Genomic DNA, 19,751 nt, shown 5'->3' with positions numbered 1-19,751 from the left:
TTCCGATGCAAAGTTCCTGCGATATCAGCCTTTTGCGTTCAGCATGGCGCGTATTTGCGCCATGCGTTCCTTGCCATGTTCCTTGCTGGCGGCCGGGTCGGCGCCGGGCATGCCGCTGTGCCTGACGTCATCCGTGGGCAGTTCGGCGATGAAACGGCTGGGTTCGCACGATTCGGTTTCGCCGGCGCGCTTGCGCTTCTTGCACCACGAGATATGCAGCGAGCGCTCGGCGCGGGTGATACCGACGTACATCAGGCGGCGCTCTTCCTCGATCTTGCCGTTGTCCACCGATTCCCTATGAGGAAGGATGCCTTCTTCCACGCCAATCAGGAACACGTGGCCGAATTCCAGCCCCTTGGAGGCGTGCAGCGTGGAGAGCTTGACCGCGTCCGGTTCGCCTTCCTCGCGGCCTTCCAGCATGCTCATCAGCGCGACCATCTGCGTCAGTTGCAGCAGGTTGCGCTCGTCGTCGTCGCCTTTCTTCGTCAGCCAGCCGACGAAGTCCATCACGTTCTTCCACTTGGTTTCGGCGGCACGCGGCTCTTCACTGTCGTAAAGGTGCATTTCATACTGGATCGCACCGAGCAGGTCGTTCAGTACTTCGCCGGCCGGGTCTTTGGTGGAGCGCTCCTGCATGCGGTTGATGAAGTTGCAGAAGGTGATGAGGTCGTCGAGCTGTTTGGCGCCGATCAATTGCTGGAAGCCGCCTTCGAACGCCGCTTCAAACAGCGAAACATGCTTTTGCGCGGCGTATTCGCCCAAGCGTTCCAGCGTGGTGTTGCCTATGCCTTTTTTCGGCGTGGTCGCGGCGCGGATGAAGGCAGGATCGTCGTCCTCGTTGGCGATCAGACGCAGGTAGCTGACCAGATCCTTGATCTCCGCCTTGTCGAAGAACGATTGCCCGCCGGAGACGGTATACGGCACTTTCTGGCTGCGCAAGTGCTCCTCCAGCAGCCGCGCCTGATGGTTGCCGCGGTAGAGGATGGCGTAATCTGAAAACTTGGTGCGATGCTCGAATTTATGCGCCATCAGCTTCATCACCACGGTTTCGGCTTCATGCTCGTCGTCGCGCATTGCGGCCACCTGGATCATGTCGCCGGTGCCGTGCTCGCTCCACAGTTTTTTCTCGAACAGCTTGGGATTGTTGGCGATCACCTGGTTGGCGGCGCGCAGGATGCGCACGGTGGAGCGGTAGTTTTGCTCCAGCTTGATGACTTTCAGCCTGGTAAAGTCCACCGTCAGCTGTCGCAGGTTTTCCACGTCCGCGCCGCGCCAGCCATAGATCGCCTGGTCGTCGTCGCCCACCGCCGTGAAACGGCCTTCCACGCCGGTCAGCAGTTTGACCAGGCGGTACTGGCAGGCGTTTGTATCCTGATATTCGTCGATCAGCAGGTATTTCAGTTTGTGCTGCCATTTGTTCAGCGCGTCCGCGTGCTGCTCGAAGAGTTCCACCGGCAGGCGGATCAGGTCGTCGAAGTCCACCGCCTGATAGGCCTTGAGCGTCTGCTGGTAAAGCTGGTAAACCTTGGCCGCGGCGTGCGTGTCTTCCTCGTCAGCTTGCGCCTTGGCCTGGTCGGGCGTGACGAAGGCGTTCTTCCAGTTGGAAATCTGCGACTGCGTGCGGCGCAGAAGCTGCTTGTCGGTGGTTGCCAGCACATCGGCCAGAATCTTGAAACTGTCCGAAGAATCCAGAATGGAAAATTGCGGTTTGTAACCCAGCAGCGTCGCTTCCTGACGCAGCATTTGCAGTCCCAGGGAGTGGAAGGTGGTGACGGTCAGGCCCTTGGAAGGCTTGCCTTCCAGCAGCTTGCCGACGCGCTCCTGCATCTCGCGCGCGGCCTTGTTGGTAAAGGTGATCGCGGCGATTTCCTTGGGCGCATAGCCGCACTGGTCGATCAGATGCACGATCTTGTGCGTGATGACACGGGTCTTGCCGCTGCCTGCACCGGCCAGTACCAGCAGGGGACCGTCGAGATATTTAACCGCTTCGCGTTGGGGGGGATTTAATTTGGAAAGCATAAGCGGCGCAAGTTTACCGATTGGCGGGCGAGGTGTCACTTCGGGAAAGTATCCCCGCCTATGCATAATGGGTATTTTCTCTTTCGCAGCATAGGGTTACATTCATCATTAAGTCGTGCTATGTTGGAGGAAAACAAAAACCATGCCCTGCTTGAGCATGTCTCCGGCGAGCTCCGGGCATGGTTCCCTGGAAAGCGAGGCCCGCTATGCCGAAAATTCTGGTGGTGGATGACGATCTGGCTGTTCTGGCAACGATCAGTCTCGGTTTGCGGAAGGTTGGCTATCAGGTCTTTCAGGTGGATAGCGGCAAACCGGCACTGCGCATATGCAAGCACGAAAAACCCGATCTCGCCATTCTCGACATGATCATGCCCGATATGAGCGGTCTCGAGGTGGCGCGCTTACTCAAGAGCGAAACGGCTACTCCTTTCATTTTTCTTTCTGCCCATAGCGACGATAGCCTGGTCAAGGCAGCCGTCGAGGCCGGTGCGCTCGGCTATCTGCTGAAACCTGTTGAAATCTCGCGCATCGTGCCGGCCATCGAGGTCGCGCTGAAGCGCGCCGATGAACTGGAGCAGCTCAGGCTGGGCAACGCCGATCTGGGAGATATATCCTTGTCATCCCGTGAGACGGACATGGCTGTCGGTCTTATCATGGAACGCCACCATCTGGATCGGGCGGCGGCCTTCGACATGCTGCGCGCCAATGCCCGAGGCCATCCCGGAGGTATCGCGTCCCTCGCGCAACGGCTGGTCAGCGGCGAAAAAGTGTTGCTGACGTCTTTATAAGATGCGCATTACTTGCACGGTTTGTTTATTCGCGAAAGAAAAACAATAAGTGAGTCGCCTGGCATGAGTCCGATTGAAAAAAGCGCTGCGATTGCCCGGGAACTCGGCATTGATGCCGAGGAAATTGCCCGGCGCAAACACTTTCTCGAATTCGGCGAGATCGATGTCGAGTTGCTGAAGCGCTTGCAGTCCATTCAGCACGATTACGAAGAAGACATCGCTGCTACATTTTTCAACCATCTTCTCGATTTCTCGCAAGTGCGCGAACTGGTGCCCGACGAGGCAACACTGGCTCGGCTCAGAAACACCCTGTCGACCTATTTCCGAGGACTGACGGCCGGCGAATACGAGAGCAATTACGTATACAAGCGGCTGCATGTCGGTATCGTCCACAAGCGCGTCGGGCTTGATCCCAAGTGGTATCTGGGCGCTTATCGCAAGTACCTGTCCGACTTTCTGTTTCACCTCTGGAAGCTCTACGGCGACAATCACGAGGAATTTCTCAAGACCTTCAATGCCTTGCTGAAAATCGTGCTGTTCGATATCGGGCTGGCCATCGACACCTACCACCATGCGGACAAGCAGGAGGCGCTGCAATTAGAGCGGCGTCTCCAGGATTTGCTGGACGGCATTGATGCCATCGTGTGGGAAGCGGATACCGCCATGCGCTTCACTTTCGTCAGCCACCAGGCACAGGAAATGCTGGGTTATCCGCTGGCGCGCTGGACGCAGGAGCCGGACTTCTGGCGCGAAATCATCCTGCCCGATGACCGCGAAAAAGCCGTCGGCGAGCTCCTTGACCAAATCGCGTCGGGACATGGGCACGATATGGAGTATCGGATTCGGACGGGCGAGGGCAAGGTCGTCTGGATACACGGGCGCGTCAGCGTGGTGCGCGACAAGGAGGAGCGCATCACCGGCTTGCGCGGCCTGATGGTGGATATCACCGCAGTGAAGGATGCCGAGAGAAAGCTCGTGTTTCTGGCTTCCTACGACGAACTGACCGGCCTGCCGAATCGCAGCCTGCTGCAGGATCGCCTGCGTCAGGCCATGGCGCAGGCGGATCGCAGCGGCGGCATGGTGGCGCTGCTGTTCCTCGATCTCGATCGTTTCAAGAACATCAATGACAGCCTTGGGCACGATATTGGCGACGGCGTGCTGCAAACCGCCGCCGGGCGTTTGCTTGGTGTCGTTGGCGAAGTCGATACGGTGGCGCGTTCCGGCGGCGACGAGTTCATGATCATGCTGTCCGATGTGACACGCATCGAAGACATCACGCTGATTGCGAAAAATGCCATCGAGGCCCTGGCGCAACCGTTTACCGTCGGCGAGCACGAACTCTTCCTGACGGCGAGTATCGGCATCAGCGTCTACCCACGCGACGGCACCGATGTGCAAACACTGCTGAAGGATGCGGATGCTGCCATGTACCGCGCCAAGGAAGGCGGAAAAAACCGTTTCGTATTCTTTACCGATGAAATGAACGCAGCGGCGGTACACCGGCTGCAATTCGAAAACATGCTGCGGCAGGCGCTGGCACGCAACGAATTCGTGCTGTATTACCAGCCGCAGGCGGATCTTGATACCGGTCAGATCGTCGGCGTCGAGGCACTGGTGCGATGGCAGCATCCGGAGCTGGGCATGGTGTCGCCTGCCGAGTTTATTCCGTTGATGGAGGAGACCGGGCTGATCGTGCCACTGGGCGAGTGGATACTGGAAACGGCCTGCCGCCAGGCGGTTGCATGGCGTGCCGCCGGATTGCCGGAGTTGCGCATGGCAGTCAATGTGTCGGTCAGGCAGTTCATGCAGCCCGAACTGGCCCATGTGGTGGAACGCATCCTGCGTGCAACGGGGTTGCCGAATTCCATGCTCAAGCTGGAGCTGACCGAAAGCCTGTTCATGCAGGAGACCGAGGTTGTTGGCGAAGCCATCCTGGCACTGCGCAAGTTGGGCGTCCGTTTATCGGTGGATGACTTCGGTACCGGCTATTCATCGCTTTCCTATCTGCGCCGCTTTCCTGTTACCTCCGTCAAGATCGACCAATCCTTCGTGCGCAGCATCAATACCGATCCGGCCTCGGCGGCACTTGTCCGTTCGATTATCGGCATGGCCCACGAGCTGAAGCTGCGCGTTATTGCCGAAGGAGTGGAGACTGCCGGGCATCTGCACTTTCTGGTCAGTCATCATTGCGACGAGATACAGGGTTATCTGTTGAGCCAGCCCATGCCGGCTGACGCGTGTAAGACTTTCATACAAGGCTTTGCAGGCTTGCCGACAGCGGCAGGAGGGCAGGCGCTGGAGCGCGTCCTGCTGCTGGTGGACGACGAGCCCAACATTGCGATGTCGCTCAAGCGGCTGCTGCGCGCGGATGGATACCGCATCCTGACCGCGACCAGCGGCAAGGAAGGCTTGGAAATCCTGGCCGACAATCCGGTGGGCGTGATTATTTCCGATCAACGCATGCCGGAAATGACCGGCGTCGAGTTCCTCGGCAAGGTGAAGGATATCTACCCCGACACGATACGCATCGTGCTGTCCGGCTATACCGAACTGAAATCGGTCACGGACGCGATCAATGAAGGTGCTATCTACAAGTTTCTGACCAAGCCGTGGGACGATGAGCAACTGCGCGAACAGGTGCACGAAGCTTTCCAGCGGCATGAACTCAAGCAGGAAAACGCCCGGTTGGCCCGCGAACTGGAACGTGCCAACGGCGAGCTTTCGGAAATCAATCGCGCTCTGGAAGTGCGCGTGGCAGAAAAGACCGAGACCCTGCGCCACAACATCGGCGTGCTGCAGGTGTCGCAGGAAATTCTGGAGCATCTTCCGGCGGGCGTGATCGGCATCGACGACGAAGGGTTGATCGTCATCGCCAACCGTCAGGCGGATAGCCTGCTGACCCAGGGAGGAATGGGCTCCCTGCTTGGGTCCAATGCGCGCGACTGTCTGCCGGAAACGTGGGTGGCGCTGGCCGACGAGGCTGCCGGCGAATCGCATACCGTGATGCTGGCCGATGGCCGTCGTTTTCATGTGATGTGCCATCGCATGGGCGACATGTGCAAGGCGCAAGGCTGCATTCTGGTGTTTTCTCCGGTATAGGCGGTGCTCTGTAGCCTCATGCATGCCGTGCATAAATCGATAAGGAGTCATCCATGAGTCCGGATCAACAAACGTCGGTTGCCAGCGTGCTGGATCATGCGCAGAAGCTGCCGTCCCTGCCCAGCGTCGTGCTGGAAATCCTGGAGAGCTTCGATAACGAGCGCATGGATGTTTCCACGCTCGCCGGCAAGATCGCCAACGACCAGGCGCTGGTGGCGCGCGTGATGCGCGTGGCCAATTCCGCGTTTTTCGGCCTGTCCGGTCAGGTGGGAACGATTTTCGAAGCCATTTCGGTGCTGGGGTTCAACAATCTGCGCGGGTTGGTGACAGCGGCGGCCATCATTAATGCGTCGCCCAAGAATCTCGGCGAGTTCGATCTGGTTGTCTTCTGGCGCCATGGCATCTGTACCGCGGCATGCGCCAAGGTGCTGGCGAAAAGACTTGGATTGAATCCCGAGATCGCATTCACTGCGGGCGTGCTGCACGATATCGGCAAGCTGATCATCGTGATGGAGTATCCCGCCGCAGCAAAGGTGGTAGCAGTAGATGAAGCCAGCGATGAGAGCTTCCTCGAAGCCGAGCGCAACCTTATTGGTTATGACCACGCGGCCCTGGGCGGAGAACTGGCCCAACGCTGGAAATTCCCGCAGGCGATCCGCGATGCCATCCGCTTGCATCATAGCCCGCCGGATGCAAGCGGCAGAAGCAACCTGTCGGATGTGGTGTATATCGCCAATCTGTTTGCGCACGCCCTGGATCAGGGAAAGATACGCGAGCAGAAATTCGCGATGCTCTCTGCCGAAGCTTACGACCGCCTCACGCTGGATCAGTCGGAATGGCCGGCCCTGGCGCAGGCGGCGCAACAATTGTATATGGGATCCATTCAGCTCGTCGGCGAGTAAGAGCCTGAAACAGGCTCCAAGCAAAAGGAAACGTCATGGAAAAAGAAACGCAACTTCCCTGGCTGTACGAACTGTATCTTCTCGGTCAGTCGCAGCTTTTGCGCGAAACGCCTGCCATCGTGCAGCAGCAGATACTCCAGCACATCATCCGGGGCTTCGGCGCGGATACCGGCTCACTGGCCCTGTGCGACACGGAAGATTGCTTCGAAATGACCATCGTCGCCGGAACCGGCTTGCCGGAGAATACCGTCGGCAGCAGCGTGAAATGCGAGGAAAGCCTGCTGGGCTGGGTGATGCGCCACGGCGAACCGGTGATGCTGGTCGGCGATGCGGCAAAGGATGCGCGCTTCAGCAATCTCAAGCTCCATTCCCACAAGGAGCGGGTCGGCTGCTCGATGTGCTGGCCGCTCAAACTGGAAAAGCGCATGTTGGGCGCGCTTTGCGTCAATCGCGCCGAGATCCGCGCCCCTTTCACGCACGCGGATCTCGAACAGGGCACCTTGCTGGTAAACCTGATCTCCATCGTCATCGAAAACATGAAGCTGCACATCGCGCAGCAGGAAGCCCACCGGCTGGCGCTGCAATCGCGCGAGCACCTGGAGCAGATCCTCAGCGCGCTCGATAACGTGGTCTGGTCGATTACGCCGGACACGTTCGAAACGCTTTTCCTCAACCCCGCGGCAGAAAACGTCTATGGCCGGTCCATCGCAGAGTTCATGGCCGATTCCAACCTGTGGTTCCAGACGGTGCATCCCGACGACCGCAAGCGCGTCGGCCAGTGCATGCCGGAAATTCTCGAAAAAGGCGTGCTCGACATCGAATACCGCATTATGCGGCCGGATGGCGAGGTGCGTTGGATACACGACCACATCCACGCCATTTTCGGCGAAAACGGTGAGCCCGTGAGCCTGAACGGGCTGGGTACGGACATCACGCAAAGCCGCGAAGCCGAAATCAAGCTGAAGAAAAGCCATGCGGAACTGCAGGAGGCCTACGCCAAGTTGCAGGATATCCAGAGCCAGCTGCTGCAATCGGAAAAAATGGCGTCTATCGGACAGCTGGCGGCGGGCGTGGCGCACGAGATCAACAACCCCATCGGCTATGTTTATTCCAATCTCGGTTCGTTGCAGAAATACCTGGATGAGGTGTTCGTCGTGCTGGACGTCTACGAAAAGTTCGAGCCTCTGCTGGCGTCGCATGCGGAGGCGATCAACGTCGTACGCGCGGTCAAGCGGAAGGCTGACCTCGGCTTCCTGCGCGAGGACGTGGCGGCGCTGATGGGCGAGAGCCGCGAAGGCATCACGCGGGTAAAGAAGATCGTGCAGGACCTGAAGGATTTTTCCCATGTCGGTTCGGAAGAGGAGTGGCAGCAAGCGGATTTGCATCAGGGCATCGACAGCACACTCAACATCGTCAACAACGAAATCAAGTACAAGGCGGAGGTCAAGAAGGAATACGGCGATATCCCCGACATCGAATGCCTGCCGCCGCAGCTCAACCAGGTGTTCATGAACCTGCTGGTGAATGCGGCGCATGCCATCGAGGATCGTGGCACCATTCTTATCCGCACCGGGTCGGCAAATGAGATGGTCTGGGTGGAGGTATCGGATACCGGCAAGGGCATCTCGCCGGAAAACCTTTCGCGTATCTTCGATCCGTTCTTTACCACCAAGCCGGTCGGCACCGGTACCGGGCTCGGATTGTCCGTTTCATACAGCATCATCCAGAAGCACCACGGCAGCATCAATGTCGCCAGCGAAGTCGGCAAGGGCACGACGTTTCGCATCGCGTTGCCGGTAAAACAGCCGGAACCGGGGCCCGAAACAAAAACCATGCTTTGAGGAACAGTTCGTGAATACCGTCATGACCGCCGATAATCCGCAACAGGAACTGCAAGCCACTCTGCTCTTCGTGGATGACGAGCCGAATATCCTGTCTGCATTGCGTCGGCTGTTCCGTCCGTTGGGCTATCGCATCTTCATCGCCGAAAGCGGCGCGCAAGGGTTGGAAATATTCGATAGCGAGGCTATAGACCTGGTGATTTCCGACATGCGCATGCCGGTTATGGACGGCGCGCAATTCCTGGAGCAGGTGCGGCTGAAATCGCCCGATACCGTCCGCATCCTGCTCACCGGTTACGCTGATATTTCCTCGACTATCGACGCCATCAACAAGGGGCAGATTTACCGTTACATCGCCAAGCCGTGGGAAGACAACGATATCTGCCTCACGGTACGCCACGCGCTGGAGCAGAAAATACTGGAGCGCGAAAAGGCGAGGCTGGAAGAGCTGACGCATAAACAGAACGAGGAGTTGCGTGACCTCAACGCCAATCTGGAGGAAAAGGTCAAGGCGCGTACCGAAGAGGTGCGGCAGACCATGGGTTTTCTCGAGGTAGCGCACGAAAGGCTGAAAAAGAGCTTTTTGACTTCGATTCGCGTGTTTTCAAATCTGATGGAATTGCGTGAAGGGGAGATGTCGGGTCATTCGCGCCGCGTGGCCGACCTCGCGCACAAGCTGGCAAAGCGCATGGGCATGAGCGATACCGAGGTGCAGGACGTGATGGTGGCCGCGCTGCTGCACGACATCGGCCAGATCGGCCTGCCGGACAAATTGCTGCACAAGCCGTTCAACACGCTGGCGGGCGAAGAGCGCGCCGCGGTCATGAAGCATCCGGTGGTGGGGCAGACTGCGCTGATGGCGCTGGAGCAATTGCACGGTGCCGCCAGGCTGATCCGCAGCCATCACGAGCGCTTCGACGGCCAGGGCTTTCCCGATGCGCTTTCCGGCCTGGCGATTCCGCTCGGCGCGCGCGTGCTGACGGTTGCCAATGAGTACGACGCGGCACAACAGGGTTATCTGATGAGCAAGCGGCTCAATGCCGAGGATGCGCTGACTTTCATCAAGGAGGGACGCGGCAAGCGTTACGATCCGCAGGTCGTCGATGCCTTTTTGGCGATGCTGGGCGGCGGCGAACCCGTCCCGTACGAGCGTGAAATCGCCCTTCACACCGGCGACCTCAAGCCCGATATGGTGCTGACGCGCGACCTGATGACACGCGACGGCCTGTTGCTGCTCGCGAGAGATTACATTCTGGACGACACGCTGATCGATCAACTCAAGAACTATGAACGAACCGACGGCCGGCCCATGGTCGTGCACGTCAAAGTGAAGGGATAGCCATGACACGCATCATGCTGGTGGACGATGAGGAAAACATACTCCGCGCCCTGCGCCGCATTCTCGGTTCGCCGGAGGCCTGGTTCGGCGACCGGGCAGCGCTGGACCCCGAAGCGGCGGACGCACCGCGCAATGCCGTGGAAATCTTCACCTCGCCCAAGGCCGCGCTGGCGAGGGCGGGCGAGGGCGTGGCCTTCGATATCGTGATCTCGGATTACCGCATGCCGGAAATGGACGGCGTGGCTTTTCTCAAGGCCCTGCGCGAAATCCAGCCGAATACGGTCCGTATCATACTGAGCGGCTACGCCGATATGCAGGCCCTGATAGGCGCGATCAACGAAGCGAAAATCCATCGTTTCATCTGCAAACCGTGGGACGACTACACGCTATGCGCCGATATCCGTCAGCTTTTCCAGTTGCAAAATCTGCAGGTCGAGAACGAACGCCTCGCGGACGAGGTGCGCCACCAACAGGGCATCATTTCCCGGCAGGAGCTGGAGCTGCGACGGCTGGAGGCCGAGACGCCGGGCATTACCAAGGTACGGCGTACCTCCGACGGCGGGATATTGCTGGACGATGATTGAATCCTGAAAACTCAAAACAGGGTTTTAAACCATGGCCGACTACGACGAAGATGCCAACCGCCTGACCATCAAGCTGGTGTATTACGGCCCGGCGATGAGCGGCAAGACGACCAACCTGATGCAGTTGCACGATCAGCTGAGGCCTGACATGAAGGGCGAACTCATGACGCTGGAAACGCAAGGCGACCGTACCCTGTTTTTCGACCTGCTGCCGCTCGGTTTTCGCGCACCTTCCGGCCTGCTGGTCAAATTCAAGCTGTTCACCGTGCCCGGCCAGGTGGCGCACGACGGTACGCGCAAGGCTGTGCTGTCGCGCGCCGACGGTGTGGTATTCGTCGCCGATTCGCAGCGCAACCAGGTGTTGAACAACGCCGAGTCCTTCGAGAATCTCGCGGAGAACGCCGCGCGCGTGGGGCTGGATTTCGATGCCATGCCGCTGGTGGTGCAATTCAACAAACGCGATTTGCCGGATATTCTCAGCGAAGAGGAGATTTCGGAGCGCTGGCAAGACGCGCAATGGCCGCTGGTGTTCGCTTCTGCATTGTCCGGAGAAGGCGTGGGCGAAACTTTCCGTCAGTTGCTTGAGCCGGTCTATCAGCATATGAATCGGAAGTACCAAATGGATAAAAACCATGGTCTCGATGCGGCCGGATTCATCCGGGGCATGGGAGTTCAGGATTTCTGAGATGGATACCCTGCCTCCAGGCGACGCATTCGATCGCGAGTTGTCCTTGCGCGAGCTGCTGGGCGTATTCGCTTCGGATCGCCTGGGCAGGCATCTCGTTGCCTTGCTGGGAGACTACCGGCTTTGCGACGAAAAAAACGAGGTGGTGCTGGAGTCGGGGAATGCAGCCGTGGATGCGCCGACCATCGGCATCATGCTCGATATCGAACCCATCGGCCGTTTGCAGTCGCCGGCAAACATCAAAACGCTCAAGGCGGCGGCGGGGCTGGTGGAAATCCTGCTCCAGAGCCAGATGCGCTATCGCATGGCTTCGCGGCTGCATGAAGAACAGGTCAGCCACGATTACCAGCGTTTGCAGCAGGAACACGCAGCCCTGCTCAAGTCGGAACTGAAATACCGCACGCTCGCAGCAGAGCTGGAAGCGCGCGTGCAGGCACAGGTCGAAACCCTCAAGACCGCCGAGCGGCAACTTTACCAGGCGGAAAAACTGGCCTCTGTCGGCCAGCTTGCGGCCGGCGTCGCGCACGAAATCAATAACCCCATCGGCTTTATCCGCAGCAATCTCATCAGCGCGATCGCTTATGTAAAGGATATCTCCGGGCTGCGGCCGGCGATAGCCAGTGGCGACGAGAAAAAAATCCTCACGGCCTGGAAGACGGCCGACATGGATTTTCTGCTGGAGGATTTCCAGTCCCTGTTGCAGGAGAGCATCATCGGCGCGGATCGGGTAGCGCGCATCGTCTCCGACCTCAAAGGCTTTTCCAGCATCGAACACGGCAAGGAGGAGCGCATCGACCTCAACGAGAGCATACGCACCGTATGCAATGTCGCCGGCAGCCGCATCCAGCAAAAGGCGCAGCTGGTGCTCGATCTCGGCGAATTGCCGGCGTTGCAGTGTCAGCCGGGCCATATCAACGATGTGCTGCTGGCGATGCTGTTCAATGCTACGCAAGCCGTGGGAGAACAGGGTGAAATACGCATATCGACAGCCGTGGAAGATGGCGATATCTGCGTGCGTATTTCGGATAACGGCTGCGGTATCGCGCCGGAAAACCTTTCAAAGATATTCGATCCGTTTTTCACCACGCGCGAGGTTGGCACGGGCATCGGACTGGGCCTTACCGTCTCTCGCGACATCGTCCGCGCACACGGCGGCCATATCGAGGTCGAAAGCCGCGTCGGCGCAGGCACCACTTTTACCGTTCATCTTCCGCTGAAAGGCCGTTGATCATGTCCAGGCTATCCTCGCTTTTTACAGGCAAACCCGGCGAAGAAACGGCCGAGGATCGCCGCACGTCGCTGCAGTACCGCATGCTGCTGGTGGATGATGAGGTGAACGTGCTGAAAGCCTTGCAGCGCGTGTTCCGGCAGGAGAACTACCATGTCGTGACCGCCGCCAGCGGCCGCGAAGCACTCGATCATCTGCGCAACGGGGCTTTCCATCTCGTCATCAGCGATTACATGATGCCTGGCATGACGGGCGCGGAACTGCTCAAGCAGGCGCGGTCGCTGCAGCCGGACATGATACGCATCATGCTCACCGGCCATGCCGACACCGGTGCCGTGATGGGCGCGATCAACGAAGGCGCGGTGTACAAGTTCATCCTCAAGCCGTGGAACGACGAGGACCTGCGCGTGACGGTGGCGCTCGCGCTGGAGCAGTACGAACTGATCCGCAAGAACCGCGCGCTGCAACAGGCAAACGAGAGCAAGGACAAGACCATCAGCACGCTTTCCAGGATCGCCGTCAGCAACCGCAGCCAGCTCGCGATCATGCTGAACAAGCGCAATTTGCTGACCAGCCAGCAAGTGCAGGAACTGCATCGCCTGCAACAGACACGCAAGGAGCCGGTAATCCGGTTATTGGTTGAAAAGGACTGGGTGAACGAAAAAGTCATCCGCGACATCCTGCACAAGGACTTCATGTTCGAGGAGGTCGCACTGCCGGAATTTCGCGTCGACCCGGCCATCGCGGCGCTGATTCCGCACAGCTTCTGCGAGCGGCAATGGGTGGTGCCGCTCAAGCAGGAAGGCAAGCGGCTGACGTTGGCGATGGCCGATCCGCTGGATGCCGGGCTGATCGAGGATTTGCGTTTCGTCTCCGGGCTGGAGATTCAGGCGGTGATGGCGGACGTGGCGGCGATCAAGGCCAAGATCGCCGAGGTGTACGGAACCGAAGAGGGCGTCTCGTTCGAGGAGATGGAAACGCTGGTGTCCAGCGTCGATCCCTACGAAGGCATCGAGATCGTCATCGACCAGGACGACGACGAACGCTCGCTCGAAGAGTTGCTGCATAGTACCGAAGAACCTCCCGCGATTCGCCTGGTGAACGCGATCATCATGGAAGCCATCCGCCAGCGCGCGAGCGACATCCACATCCATCCGCGCACCAAGAGCGTAGTGGTGCGTTACCGCATCGACGGCGTGCTGGCGGACAAGATCCAGATTCCCAATAATCTTTATCTGGCGCTGGTGTCGCGCCTGAAGGTGATGTCCGACCTCGACATCAGCGAGCGCCGCCGCCCGCAGGACGGGCGCATCACCATCAAGACGCCGCTGCGCATCGTCGATTTGCGCATTTCCACGCTACCGACGATCAATGGCGAAAAGGTCGTGATGCGCTTGCTGGACCGCAACTCGGCGATTGTCAGCATGCAGGGCTTGGGATTCTCGCCGCCCGATCTCGAAAAAATCCTCTACATGATGGATAGGCCTCAGGGCATCATTCTCGCCACCGGTCCCACCGGCAGCGGCAAGACCACCACGCTGTATGCGATGCTGCAGCACACCGCCACGCCCAGCAAGAACTATGTGACGCTGGAAGACCCGGTCGAGTACTACCTCGACGCCGCCGGACAGGTGCTGATCCGCGAGAAAATCGGCCTGACATTTCCCGTGGTGCTGCGCTCCATTCTGCGGCAAGACCCGGACGTGATCCTGCTGGGCGAAATCCGCGATATCGAAACGGCGGAAGTGTCTTTCCACGCCGCCCTGACCGGCCACCAGGTGTTTTCAACGCTGCACACCAATTCGGCGGTCGCCACCATCGCGCGGCTGTTCGATCTCGGCCTTAAGCCGTACGTGATCGCCACCGCGCTGGAAGGCATCATTGCCCAGCGCCTGGTACGCCGCATCTGCGAACATTGCCGCGAAGAGGTGCAAGCCGATCCGGCCGTGGTTTCGCGCCTCGGGGCATTGTTCGCCGATCAAACCCTGCAGCACTTCCGCGGCAAAGGCTGCTCGCGTTGCAACCATACCGGCTATCTGGGACGCCTGGGCGTTTATGAAGTGCTGTGGCCCGACGACAAGCTGCGCGATCTGATCGCACGCGGCGCCAACATGCTGGAAATGGCCGCCGTGGCACGCGATAGCGGCACCCGGCCGCTGATCGAAGACGCGCGCGACAAGGTCAATGCGGGAATGACAACAGCGGAAGAAGTCCTGCGCGTGCTCGGGGCGCAGAAGTAATTCCGAGCAGCGCAGGGCTTCGAAAAGGACGTGTCGAGCAAATCCTAAAGCAGCGTGCCGTCAGGTAAAATCGCGCTTTTACTTTCAAAGCAAAAGCATCATGGCCCAATACGTAATGTCGATGCTCCGCGTGAGCAAGGTCGTGCCGCCCAAGCGGCAAATCATCAAGGATATTTCCCTGTCATTCTTCCCCGGCGCCAAGATCGGCCTTCTGGGTCTCAACGGTTCCGGCAAATCCACCGTGTTGCGCATCATGGCGGGCGTGGACAAGGAATTCGAAGGCGAGGTGCAATGGCAGCCGGGCGTTTCCATCGGCTACCTGCCGCAGGAACCGGAACTCGATCCGGCCAAAACGGTGCGGCAGGAAGTCGAATCCGGCATGGGCGAGGTGATGCAAGCCCAGGCCAAGCTGGATGAAATCTATGCCGCTTATGCGGAACCCGATGCCGATTTCGACAAGCTGGCGGAAGAGCAGGCGAAGTATGAAAACATACTCGCTGCCAGCGGCGCAGACGTAGGAACCCAGTTGGAGATTGCGGCTGACGCGCTGCGCTTGCCGGAGTGGGATGCGAAGATCGAACACCTGTCCGGCGGTGAAAAGCGTCGCGTGGCGCTGTGCAAGTTGCTGCTCTCCAAACCCGACATGCTGCTGCTCGATGAGCCGACCAACCACCTGGATGCGGAGTCGGTGGAGTGGCTGGAACAGTTCCTGGTGCGCTTCCCCGGCACCGTGGTAGCCGTCACCCACGACCGGTATTTCCTCGACAACGCTGCCGAATGGATCCTCGAACTTGACCGCGGCCAGGGCATCCCATGGAAGGGCAACTATTCCAGCTGGCTGGAGCAGAAGGAAGCGCGCCTGGAGCAGGAAAACAAGCAGGTCGACGCCCACATGAAGGCGATGAAGCAGGAACTGGAGTGGGTGCGCCAGAACCCCAAGGCACGCCAGGCGAAGTCCAAGGCGCGTCTGAGCCGTTTCGAGGAACTGAATTCCGTCGAATACCAGAAGCGCAATGAAACGCAGGAAATCTTCATTCCGCCCGGCGAGCGCCTCGGCGACAAGGTCATCGAATTCGACGGCGTTTCCAAGGGCTTCGGCGAACGTTTGCTGATCGATAACCTGTCGTTCAGCGTGCCGCCCGGCGCCATCGTCGGCGTCATCGGACCCAACGGCGCGGGTAAATCCACACTGTTTCGCATGCTGCAAGGTCGCGAGCAGCCGGACAGCGGCGAAATCGTCATTGGCTCGACGGTGAACATTGCCTCCGTCGATCAGAGCCGCGAAGGGCTGGATGGCACGAAAACCGTGTTCGATACCATCGCCGGCGGCGCTGATATCCTCTCGGTCGGCAAATTCGAAATGCCGTCGCGCGCCTACCTCGGCCGCTTCAACTTCAAGGGCGGCGACCAGCAAAAGATCGTCGGCAACCTCTCCGGCGGTGAGCGCGGGCGCTTGCACTTGGCGAAGACCCTGATCGCCGGCGGCAACGTGCTGCTGCTGGACGAACCCTCCAACGACCTCGACGTGGAAACCCTGCGCGCGCTGGAAGATGCGCTGCTGGAATTCGCCGGCTGCGTGCTGGTGACCTCGCACGACCGCTGGTTCCTCGACCGCATCGCGACGCACATCCTCGCCGCCGAAGGCAATTCGCAGTGGACCTTCTTCAACGGTAATTACCAGGAATACGAGGCCGACAAGAAAAAACGCCTGGGCGAAGAAGGTGCCAAGCCGAAACGGATACGCTACAAGCCGATTTCCCGATAGTAATTTCCCCGCCCGTCATTCGTATGCGGATGGCGGGTTTTTCTTTGAAATGTTCCACAAATTCTTCAGAGGGTTTTTCAATTCGCCGAGCACGCTCAATCCGTTTTTCGCCGTATTGAGCGATCGGCATTGGATGCCCCATAAGCCGAAGCTCTGCACTTGCCATCCGGAAAAAATTAGCTCAATCTAGTACTGAGAACCTTTTTCAGTAGGTTCTCGGGTTCGCTCGACCTGCCTTGCAGGCATAGAGGAGCTGGCATGTATCTGCTGCGGATAGTTTTTCTGGAGCCTTTCAAGGCCGTGTTGGGTGACATTTCACGGCGTGAGCTTTACTGGCTTTTCATTTCCAACGCGCACATACCTATTCTCTGCTCCAGGCGCGCAGCGGTGATCGCCTCGCGGGTTCGCCTGATCAGCCTGATTTTCTTCGTCTGCACGCCACTGTGGATTCCACTGGATGCCTTGTTCCTGCCGGCCAATTTATGGCAAGCGGTGGCGGTTGCACATATCGTCGCTTCAGTTTGTTTCCTGGGGCTGACGATTTCGGCCCGCAGGGTCATGACGATCAATGCCGCACTGGCCCATATGCTGTTGATGTTGCTGGTGCCTGCGGTGTTTTACTCCTTCGTTTACGTCTATCTTGCCAGCGCCAATCTGGACTGGCTGGCGACCAGCTTTTCGATGGGATATACCATCCTGCCATTCGTCGTGGTGGCCGGCATGGGTATTTTCCCGCTGACTTATGTCGAAAGCATCGCGATTACCGTGCCCATCCTGTTGGTGCAGATTGTTGCCACGTCGCTGGAATTGCCGGTTTTCAACTGGCCGTCGTTTGTCGGTTCCCTGTGGTTGCTGGTATTGATCAGCGGAGTGGCGACCTTGTCCTGTTGTTCGCAACTGGCGCTGATGATTCTGCTGGTGCGCGAAAATATTCGGGACTCGCTGACCGGCTGCTTCGCTCGCGCCGGCGGTCAGGAAATGCTGGAGTTCCAGTTCGAGCAGGCCAGGCGCAACAGGACGCGCCTGACGCTAGCTTTTCTCGATCTGGACAACTTCAAGAGCATCAACGATACCTACGGACACGATGCCGGTGATCTTGCGATACGGAGTGCTGCTTCCGCGATACAGCTTCATTTGCGCGCCAGCGATTTGCTGGTGCGCTGGGGTGGCGAGGAGTTTTTGCTGGTATTCCCCGGTGCAAGCGCCGACGAGGCGAGGCTGGCGCTTGAGCGCATCGTCGGGTCGGGCTTCGGTTATCGGCCGGATGGAAGCAGTCTCACGGCCAGCATTGGGGTGGCGGAACGGGTGGAGGACGAGGCAGCATCCTGGAGCGAACTGATAGAAATCGCCGACCGGCGCATGTATCGCGCGAAAGAAATCGGGCGTAATCGCCTGATAGGCGCCGCAGAAGAGGCACCGACGAAAGGAACGCTCGCAAGGTGAAATAGCGATCGACTCAAGATGAAGGTATCATGCAATGCGCAATGCGCCTTTAAACAACCATATGAAATAAAAGGAGAAACGCATGAATCCATCTATGCATTTGATCGGTCGAATTCTGTTGGCCTTGATTTTTATCATTTCCGGTGTCGGTAAACTTGCCGATCCGGCGGGCACCGCAGGTTTCATGGAATCCATGGGCGTGCCGGGCATATTGGTCTGGCCGACCCTGGCGCTTGAAATCCTGGGCGGCATTGCCCTCGTGATCGGGTTCCAGACGCGCATCGCGGCATTTGCCCTGGCGGTTTTTTCGATTGCCGCAGCCGTGATTTTTCACCATAACTTCGCCGATCAAATGCAAATGATCTTGTTCCTCAAGAATCTCTCGATTGCCGGAGGCTTACTGCTGCTTTCCGCCAGCGGCGCCCTTGCGCTGGGCGTGGATTGCCGGAAATAGCCGGGATCGCCGAAATTGCAGGAACTTATGAAAGCCCCTCGATGACCAATTTATGTCGGGGGGCTTGAAAAAGCGTCATTATTTTCACAATCTGAAATGAATCGCTTGGGATATGCATTAAATTCAGTCGATTGCAACGGAATCGATGAAATTATTCGCAATAGTATTTATACTGATGTGGCTAATATGCACCCCGCTAATTTTTAAGGAGGAACTATATGAAACTGATCCATACGTTGCTTGCTCTCTCCATCGCCGGCTTGCTGATGGCCGGTTGCCAGAAGAAGGACGAGTCCGCGCCTGCCGATATGGCAGCACCGGAAGCCTCCGCGCCTGCACAAAGCGCTCCGGCAGAAGCCGCTCCTGAACCGGCTCCGACAGAACCGGGCGGCTGGGTTCCTCCCGCTGATTCTGCAGCACCCGCAGCGCCTGCTGAAGCTCCGGCAGCTCCGGCTGAAGAAGCCAAGTAATTTCTAGCACTTTTGCTGGATAGTACGGCCGATGCCCGGGTCACGATTTGATCGTGTCCAGCATCGGCCGTAGTTTTTTGTTTTTTCAGGCAACACGGCGATGTAATTCCCGACACTACGCTGTCGCTCTTGGCTCGATTTCCAAAAGCTGGCAGCATAAGCGCTTTCCCGCCATTCCTGACAAGGCAAGCGCATGAACACAGAATTCATTTTGCGAGCGGCCGAAGCCGTTTATCAAGCTCTCCTTACCCACGAATCCGAAATCGAATCGCTGGACCGTGCCATCGGTGACGGCGATCATTTCATCAATATGAAACGTGGTTGTGCGACTATTGTCGGCATGCGCGAGGAACTGGCTGCGCTTGCGCCGGATGCCGCGCTGCAAAAAATCGGCATGAAACTGCTTTCCACCATAGGCGGCGCATCCGGCCCGCTGATCGGCAGTTTTTTCATGTCGATGGCAAAAGCCGTCAAGGAAGAAGGCGCCGAGACGCTGCCGGAAATCGCCATCGCGTTTGCAGCCGGGGTCGAAGCAATCAAGGCGCGTGGCAAGGCGGATGTCGGGGAAAAGACGATGCTGGATGTGCTGATTCCCGTATCGCAGACTTTCACTCGCCTGGCAGACGAAGGCTATGGCCGCGCCGAGTTGCTGGAAGTCTTGAAGCGCGAGGCGCAGCAAGGCATGCAATCGACCAGGGACATGATAGCCACCAAAGGGCGCGCGGCCTTCCTGGGCGAACGGGCCATCGGCCATATCGACCCTGGAGCAAAAAGCAGTCAGGTGATCATCTGCACTGTGTGCGATCTGGCGCTCGCTAATCCATAAAAAATACTCATTACAGATTCGTCGGGGATTCAAACCACAAGGATTCGTTTGATCGGGTTCCCTTGGCG

Annotated in this window: 15 protein-coding genes; 14 read left to right on the top strand and 1 reads right to left on the bottom strand. The window is 58.5% G+C overall.

Annotated features, from left to right (window positions below):
- Positions 1–24 precede the first annotated feature (24 nt).
- On the bottom strand, positions 25–2,019 hold the full coding sequence (locus A7976_RS02320) for a UvrD-helicase domain-containing protein (protein WP_067106345.1): 1,995 nt from the start codon (positions 2,017–2,019) through the stop codon (positions 25–27).
- A 206-nt stretch (positions 2,020–2,225) separates the two neighbouring features.
- Here A7976_RS02320 and A7976_RS02315 point away from each other — a divergent pair, with 206 nt between their 5' ends.
- The 14 genes from A7976_RS02315 (at position 2,226) to dhaL (ending at position 19,683) form a co-directional block, all read left to right on the top strand.
- The gene (locus A7976_RS02315; RefSeq protein ID WP_165601708.1) at positions 2,226–2,807 is read left to right on the top strand and encodes an ANTAR domain-containing response regulator; all 582 of its coding nucleotides are present in this window, start codon (positions 2,226–2,228) and stop codon (positions 2,805–2,807) included.
- A gap of 63 nt (positions 2,808–2,870) precedes the next feature.
- Positions 2,871–5,906, top strand: coding sequence for an EAL domain-containing protein (locus A7976_RS02310; RefSeq protein WP_067106340.1), 3,036 nt, complete (start codon positions 2,871–2,873; stop codon positions 5,904–5,906).
- A gap of 53 nt (positions 5,907–5,959) precedes the next feature.
- Positions 5,960–6,808 (top strand): HDOD domain-containing protein, encoded by an 849-nt coding sequence (locus A7976_RS02305; RefSeq protein WP_067106338.1) that lies wholly within the window; start codon positions 5,960–5,962, stop codon positions 6,806–6,808.
- Positions 6,809–6,843: 35 nt separating this feature from the next.
- The gene (locus A7976_RS02300; protein WP_067106336.1) at positions 6,844–8,649 is read left to right on the top strand and encodes an ATP-binding protein; all 1,806 of its coding nucleotides are present in this window, start codon (positions 6,844–6,846) and stop codon (positions 8,647–8,649) included.
- A gap of 10 nt (positions 8,650–8,659) precedes the next feature.
- Positions 8,660–9,988 (top strand): HD domain-containing phosphohydrolase, encoded by a 1,329-nt coding sequence (locus tag A7976_RS02295; RefSeq protein ID WP_240483769.1) that lies wholly within the window; start codon positions 8,660–8,662, stop codon positions 9,986–9,988.
- Between the two features lie 2 nt (positions 9,989–9,990).
- Positions 9,991–10,572 carry a response regulator gene (locus A7976_RS02290; protein ID WP_067106335.1) on the top strand — a complete coding sequence of 194 codons (582 nt, stop codon included), beginning with the start codon at positions 9,991–9,993 and terminating at the stop codon, positions 10,570–10,572.
- A gap of 31 nt (positions 10,573–10,603) precedes the next feature.
- Positions 10,604–11,257 carry an ATP/GTP-binding protein gene (locus A7976_RS02285; RefSeq protein ID WP_067106334.1) on the top strand — a complete coding sequence of 218 codons (654 nt, stop codon included), beginning with the start codon at positions 10,604–10,606 and terminating at the stop codon, positions 11,255–11,257.
- Between the two features lies 1 nt (position 11,258).
- Positions 11,259–12,485 carry a sensor histidine kinase gene (locus A7976_RS02280; protein ID WP_067106326.1) on the top strand — a complete coding sequence of 409 codons (1,227 nt, stop codon included), beginning with the start codon at positions 11,259–11,261 and terminating at the stop codon, positions 12,483–12,485.
- Between the two features lie 2 nt (positions 12,486–12,487).
- Positions 12,488–14,725 carry an ATPase, T2SS/T4P/T4SS family gene (locus A7976_RS02275; protein WP_067106325.1) on the top strand — a complete coding sequence of 746 codons (2,238 nt, stop codon included), beginning with the start codon at positions 12,488–12,490 and terminating at the stop codon, positions 14,723–14,725.
- Positions 14,726–14,825: 100 nt separating this feature from the next.
- Positions 14,826–16,490, top strand: a complete 1,665-nt coding sequence (gene ettA, locus A7976_RS02270; protein ID WP_067106324.1) for an energy-dependent translational throttle protein EttA — start codon at positions 14,826–14,828, stop codon at positions 16,488–16,490.
- Between the two features lie 258 nt (positions 16,491–16,748).
- A complete protein-coding gene (locus A7976_RS02265) occupies positions 16,749–17,933 on the top strand; it encodes a diguanylate cyclase (protein ID WP_067106323.1) in 1,185 nt (394 codons plus the stop codon).
- Positions 17,934–18,015: 82 nt separating this feature from the next.
- A complete protein-coding gene (locus tag A7976_RS02260; RefSeq protein WP_067106322.1) occupies positions 18,016–18,387 on the top strand; it encodes a DoxX family protein in 372 nt (123 codons plus the stop codon).
- A gap of 218 nt (positions 18,388–18,605) precedes the next feature.
- Positions 18,606–18,857, top strand: coding sequence for a hypothetical protein (locus tag A7976_RS02255; RefSeq protein ID WP_067106319.1), 252 nt, complete (start codon positions 18,606–18,608; stop codon positions 18,855–18,857).
- Positions 18,858–19,050: 193 nt separating this feature from the next.
- Positions 19,051–19,683: a dihydroxyacetone kinase subunit DhaL gene (gene dhaL, locus A7976_RS02250; protein WP_067106318.1), complete on the top strand. Its 633-nt coding sequence runs from the start codon at positions 19,051–19,053 to the stop codon at positions 19,681–19,683.
- Positions 19,684–19,751 lie beyond the last annotated feature (68 nt).

This window comes from Methylobacillus sp. MM3 (assembly GCF_001645185.1).
Taxonomy (GTDB): domain Bacteria; phylum Pseudomonadota; class Gammaproteobacteria; order Burkholderiales; family Methylophilaceae; genus MM2.
This window is presented reverse-complemented; position numbering and strand designations above follow the sequence as displayed.

Coding starts and splice junctions, on each gene's coding strand:
- A7976_RS02320 (WP_067106345.1), bottom strand. CDS start 2,019: ATGCTTTCCAAATTAAATCCCCCCCAACGCGAAGCGGTTAAATATCTC.
- A7976_RS02315 (WP_165601708.1), top strand. CDS start 2,226: ATGCCGAAAATTCTGGTGGTGGATGACGATCTGGCTGTTCTGGCAACG.
- A7976_RS02310 (WP_067106340.1), top strand. CDS start 2,871: ATGAGTCCGATTGAAAAAAGCGCTGCGATTGCCCGGGAACTCGGCATT.
- A7976_RS02305 (WP_067106338.1), top strand. CDS start 5,960: ATGAGTCCGGATCAACAAACGTCGGTTGCCAGCGTGCTGGATCATGCG.
- A7976_RS02300 (WP_067106336.1), top strand. CDS start 6,844: ATGGAAAAAGAAACGCAACTTCCCTGGCTGTACGAACTGTATCTTCTC.
- A7976_RS02290 (WP_067106335.1), top strand. CDS start 9,991: ATGACACGCATCATGCTGGTGGACGATGAGGAAAACATACTCCGCGCC.
- A7976_RS02285 (WP_067106334.1), top strand. CDS start 10,604: ATGGCCGACTACGACGAAGATGCCAACCGCCTGACCATCAAGCTGGTG.
- A7976_RS02280 (WP_067106326.1), top strand. CDS start 11,259: ATGGATACCCTGCCTCCAGGCGACGCATTCGATCGCGAGTTGTCCTTG.
- A7976_RS02275 (WP_067106325.1), top strand. CDS start 12,488: ATGTCCAGGCTATCCTCGCTTTTTACAGGCAAACCCGGCGAAGAAACG.
- ettA (WP_067106324.1), top strand. CDS start 14,826: ATGGCCCAATACGTAATGTCGATGCTCCGCGTGAGCAAGGTCGTGCCG.
- A7976_RS02265 (WP_067106323.1), top strand. CDS start 16,749: ATGTATCTGCTGCGGATAGTTTTTCTGGAGCCTTTCAAGGCCGTGTTG.
- A7976_RS02260 (WP_067106322.1), top strand. CDS start 18,016: ATGAATCCATCTATGCATTTGATCGGTCGAATTCTGTTGGCCTTGATT.
- A7976_RS02255 (WP_067106319.1), top strand. CDS start 18,606: ATGAAACTGATCCATACGTTGCTTGCTCTCTCCATCGCCGGCTTGCTG.
- dhaL (WP_067106318.1), top strand. CDS start 19,051: ATGAACACAGAATTCATTTTGCGAGCGGCCGAAGCCGTTTATCAAGCT.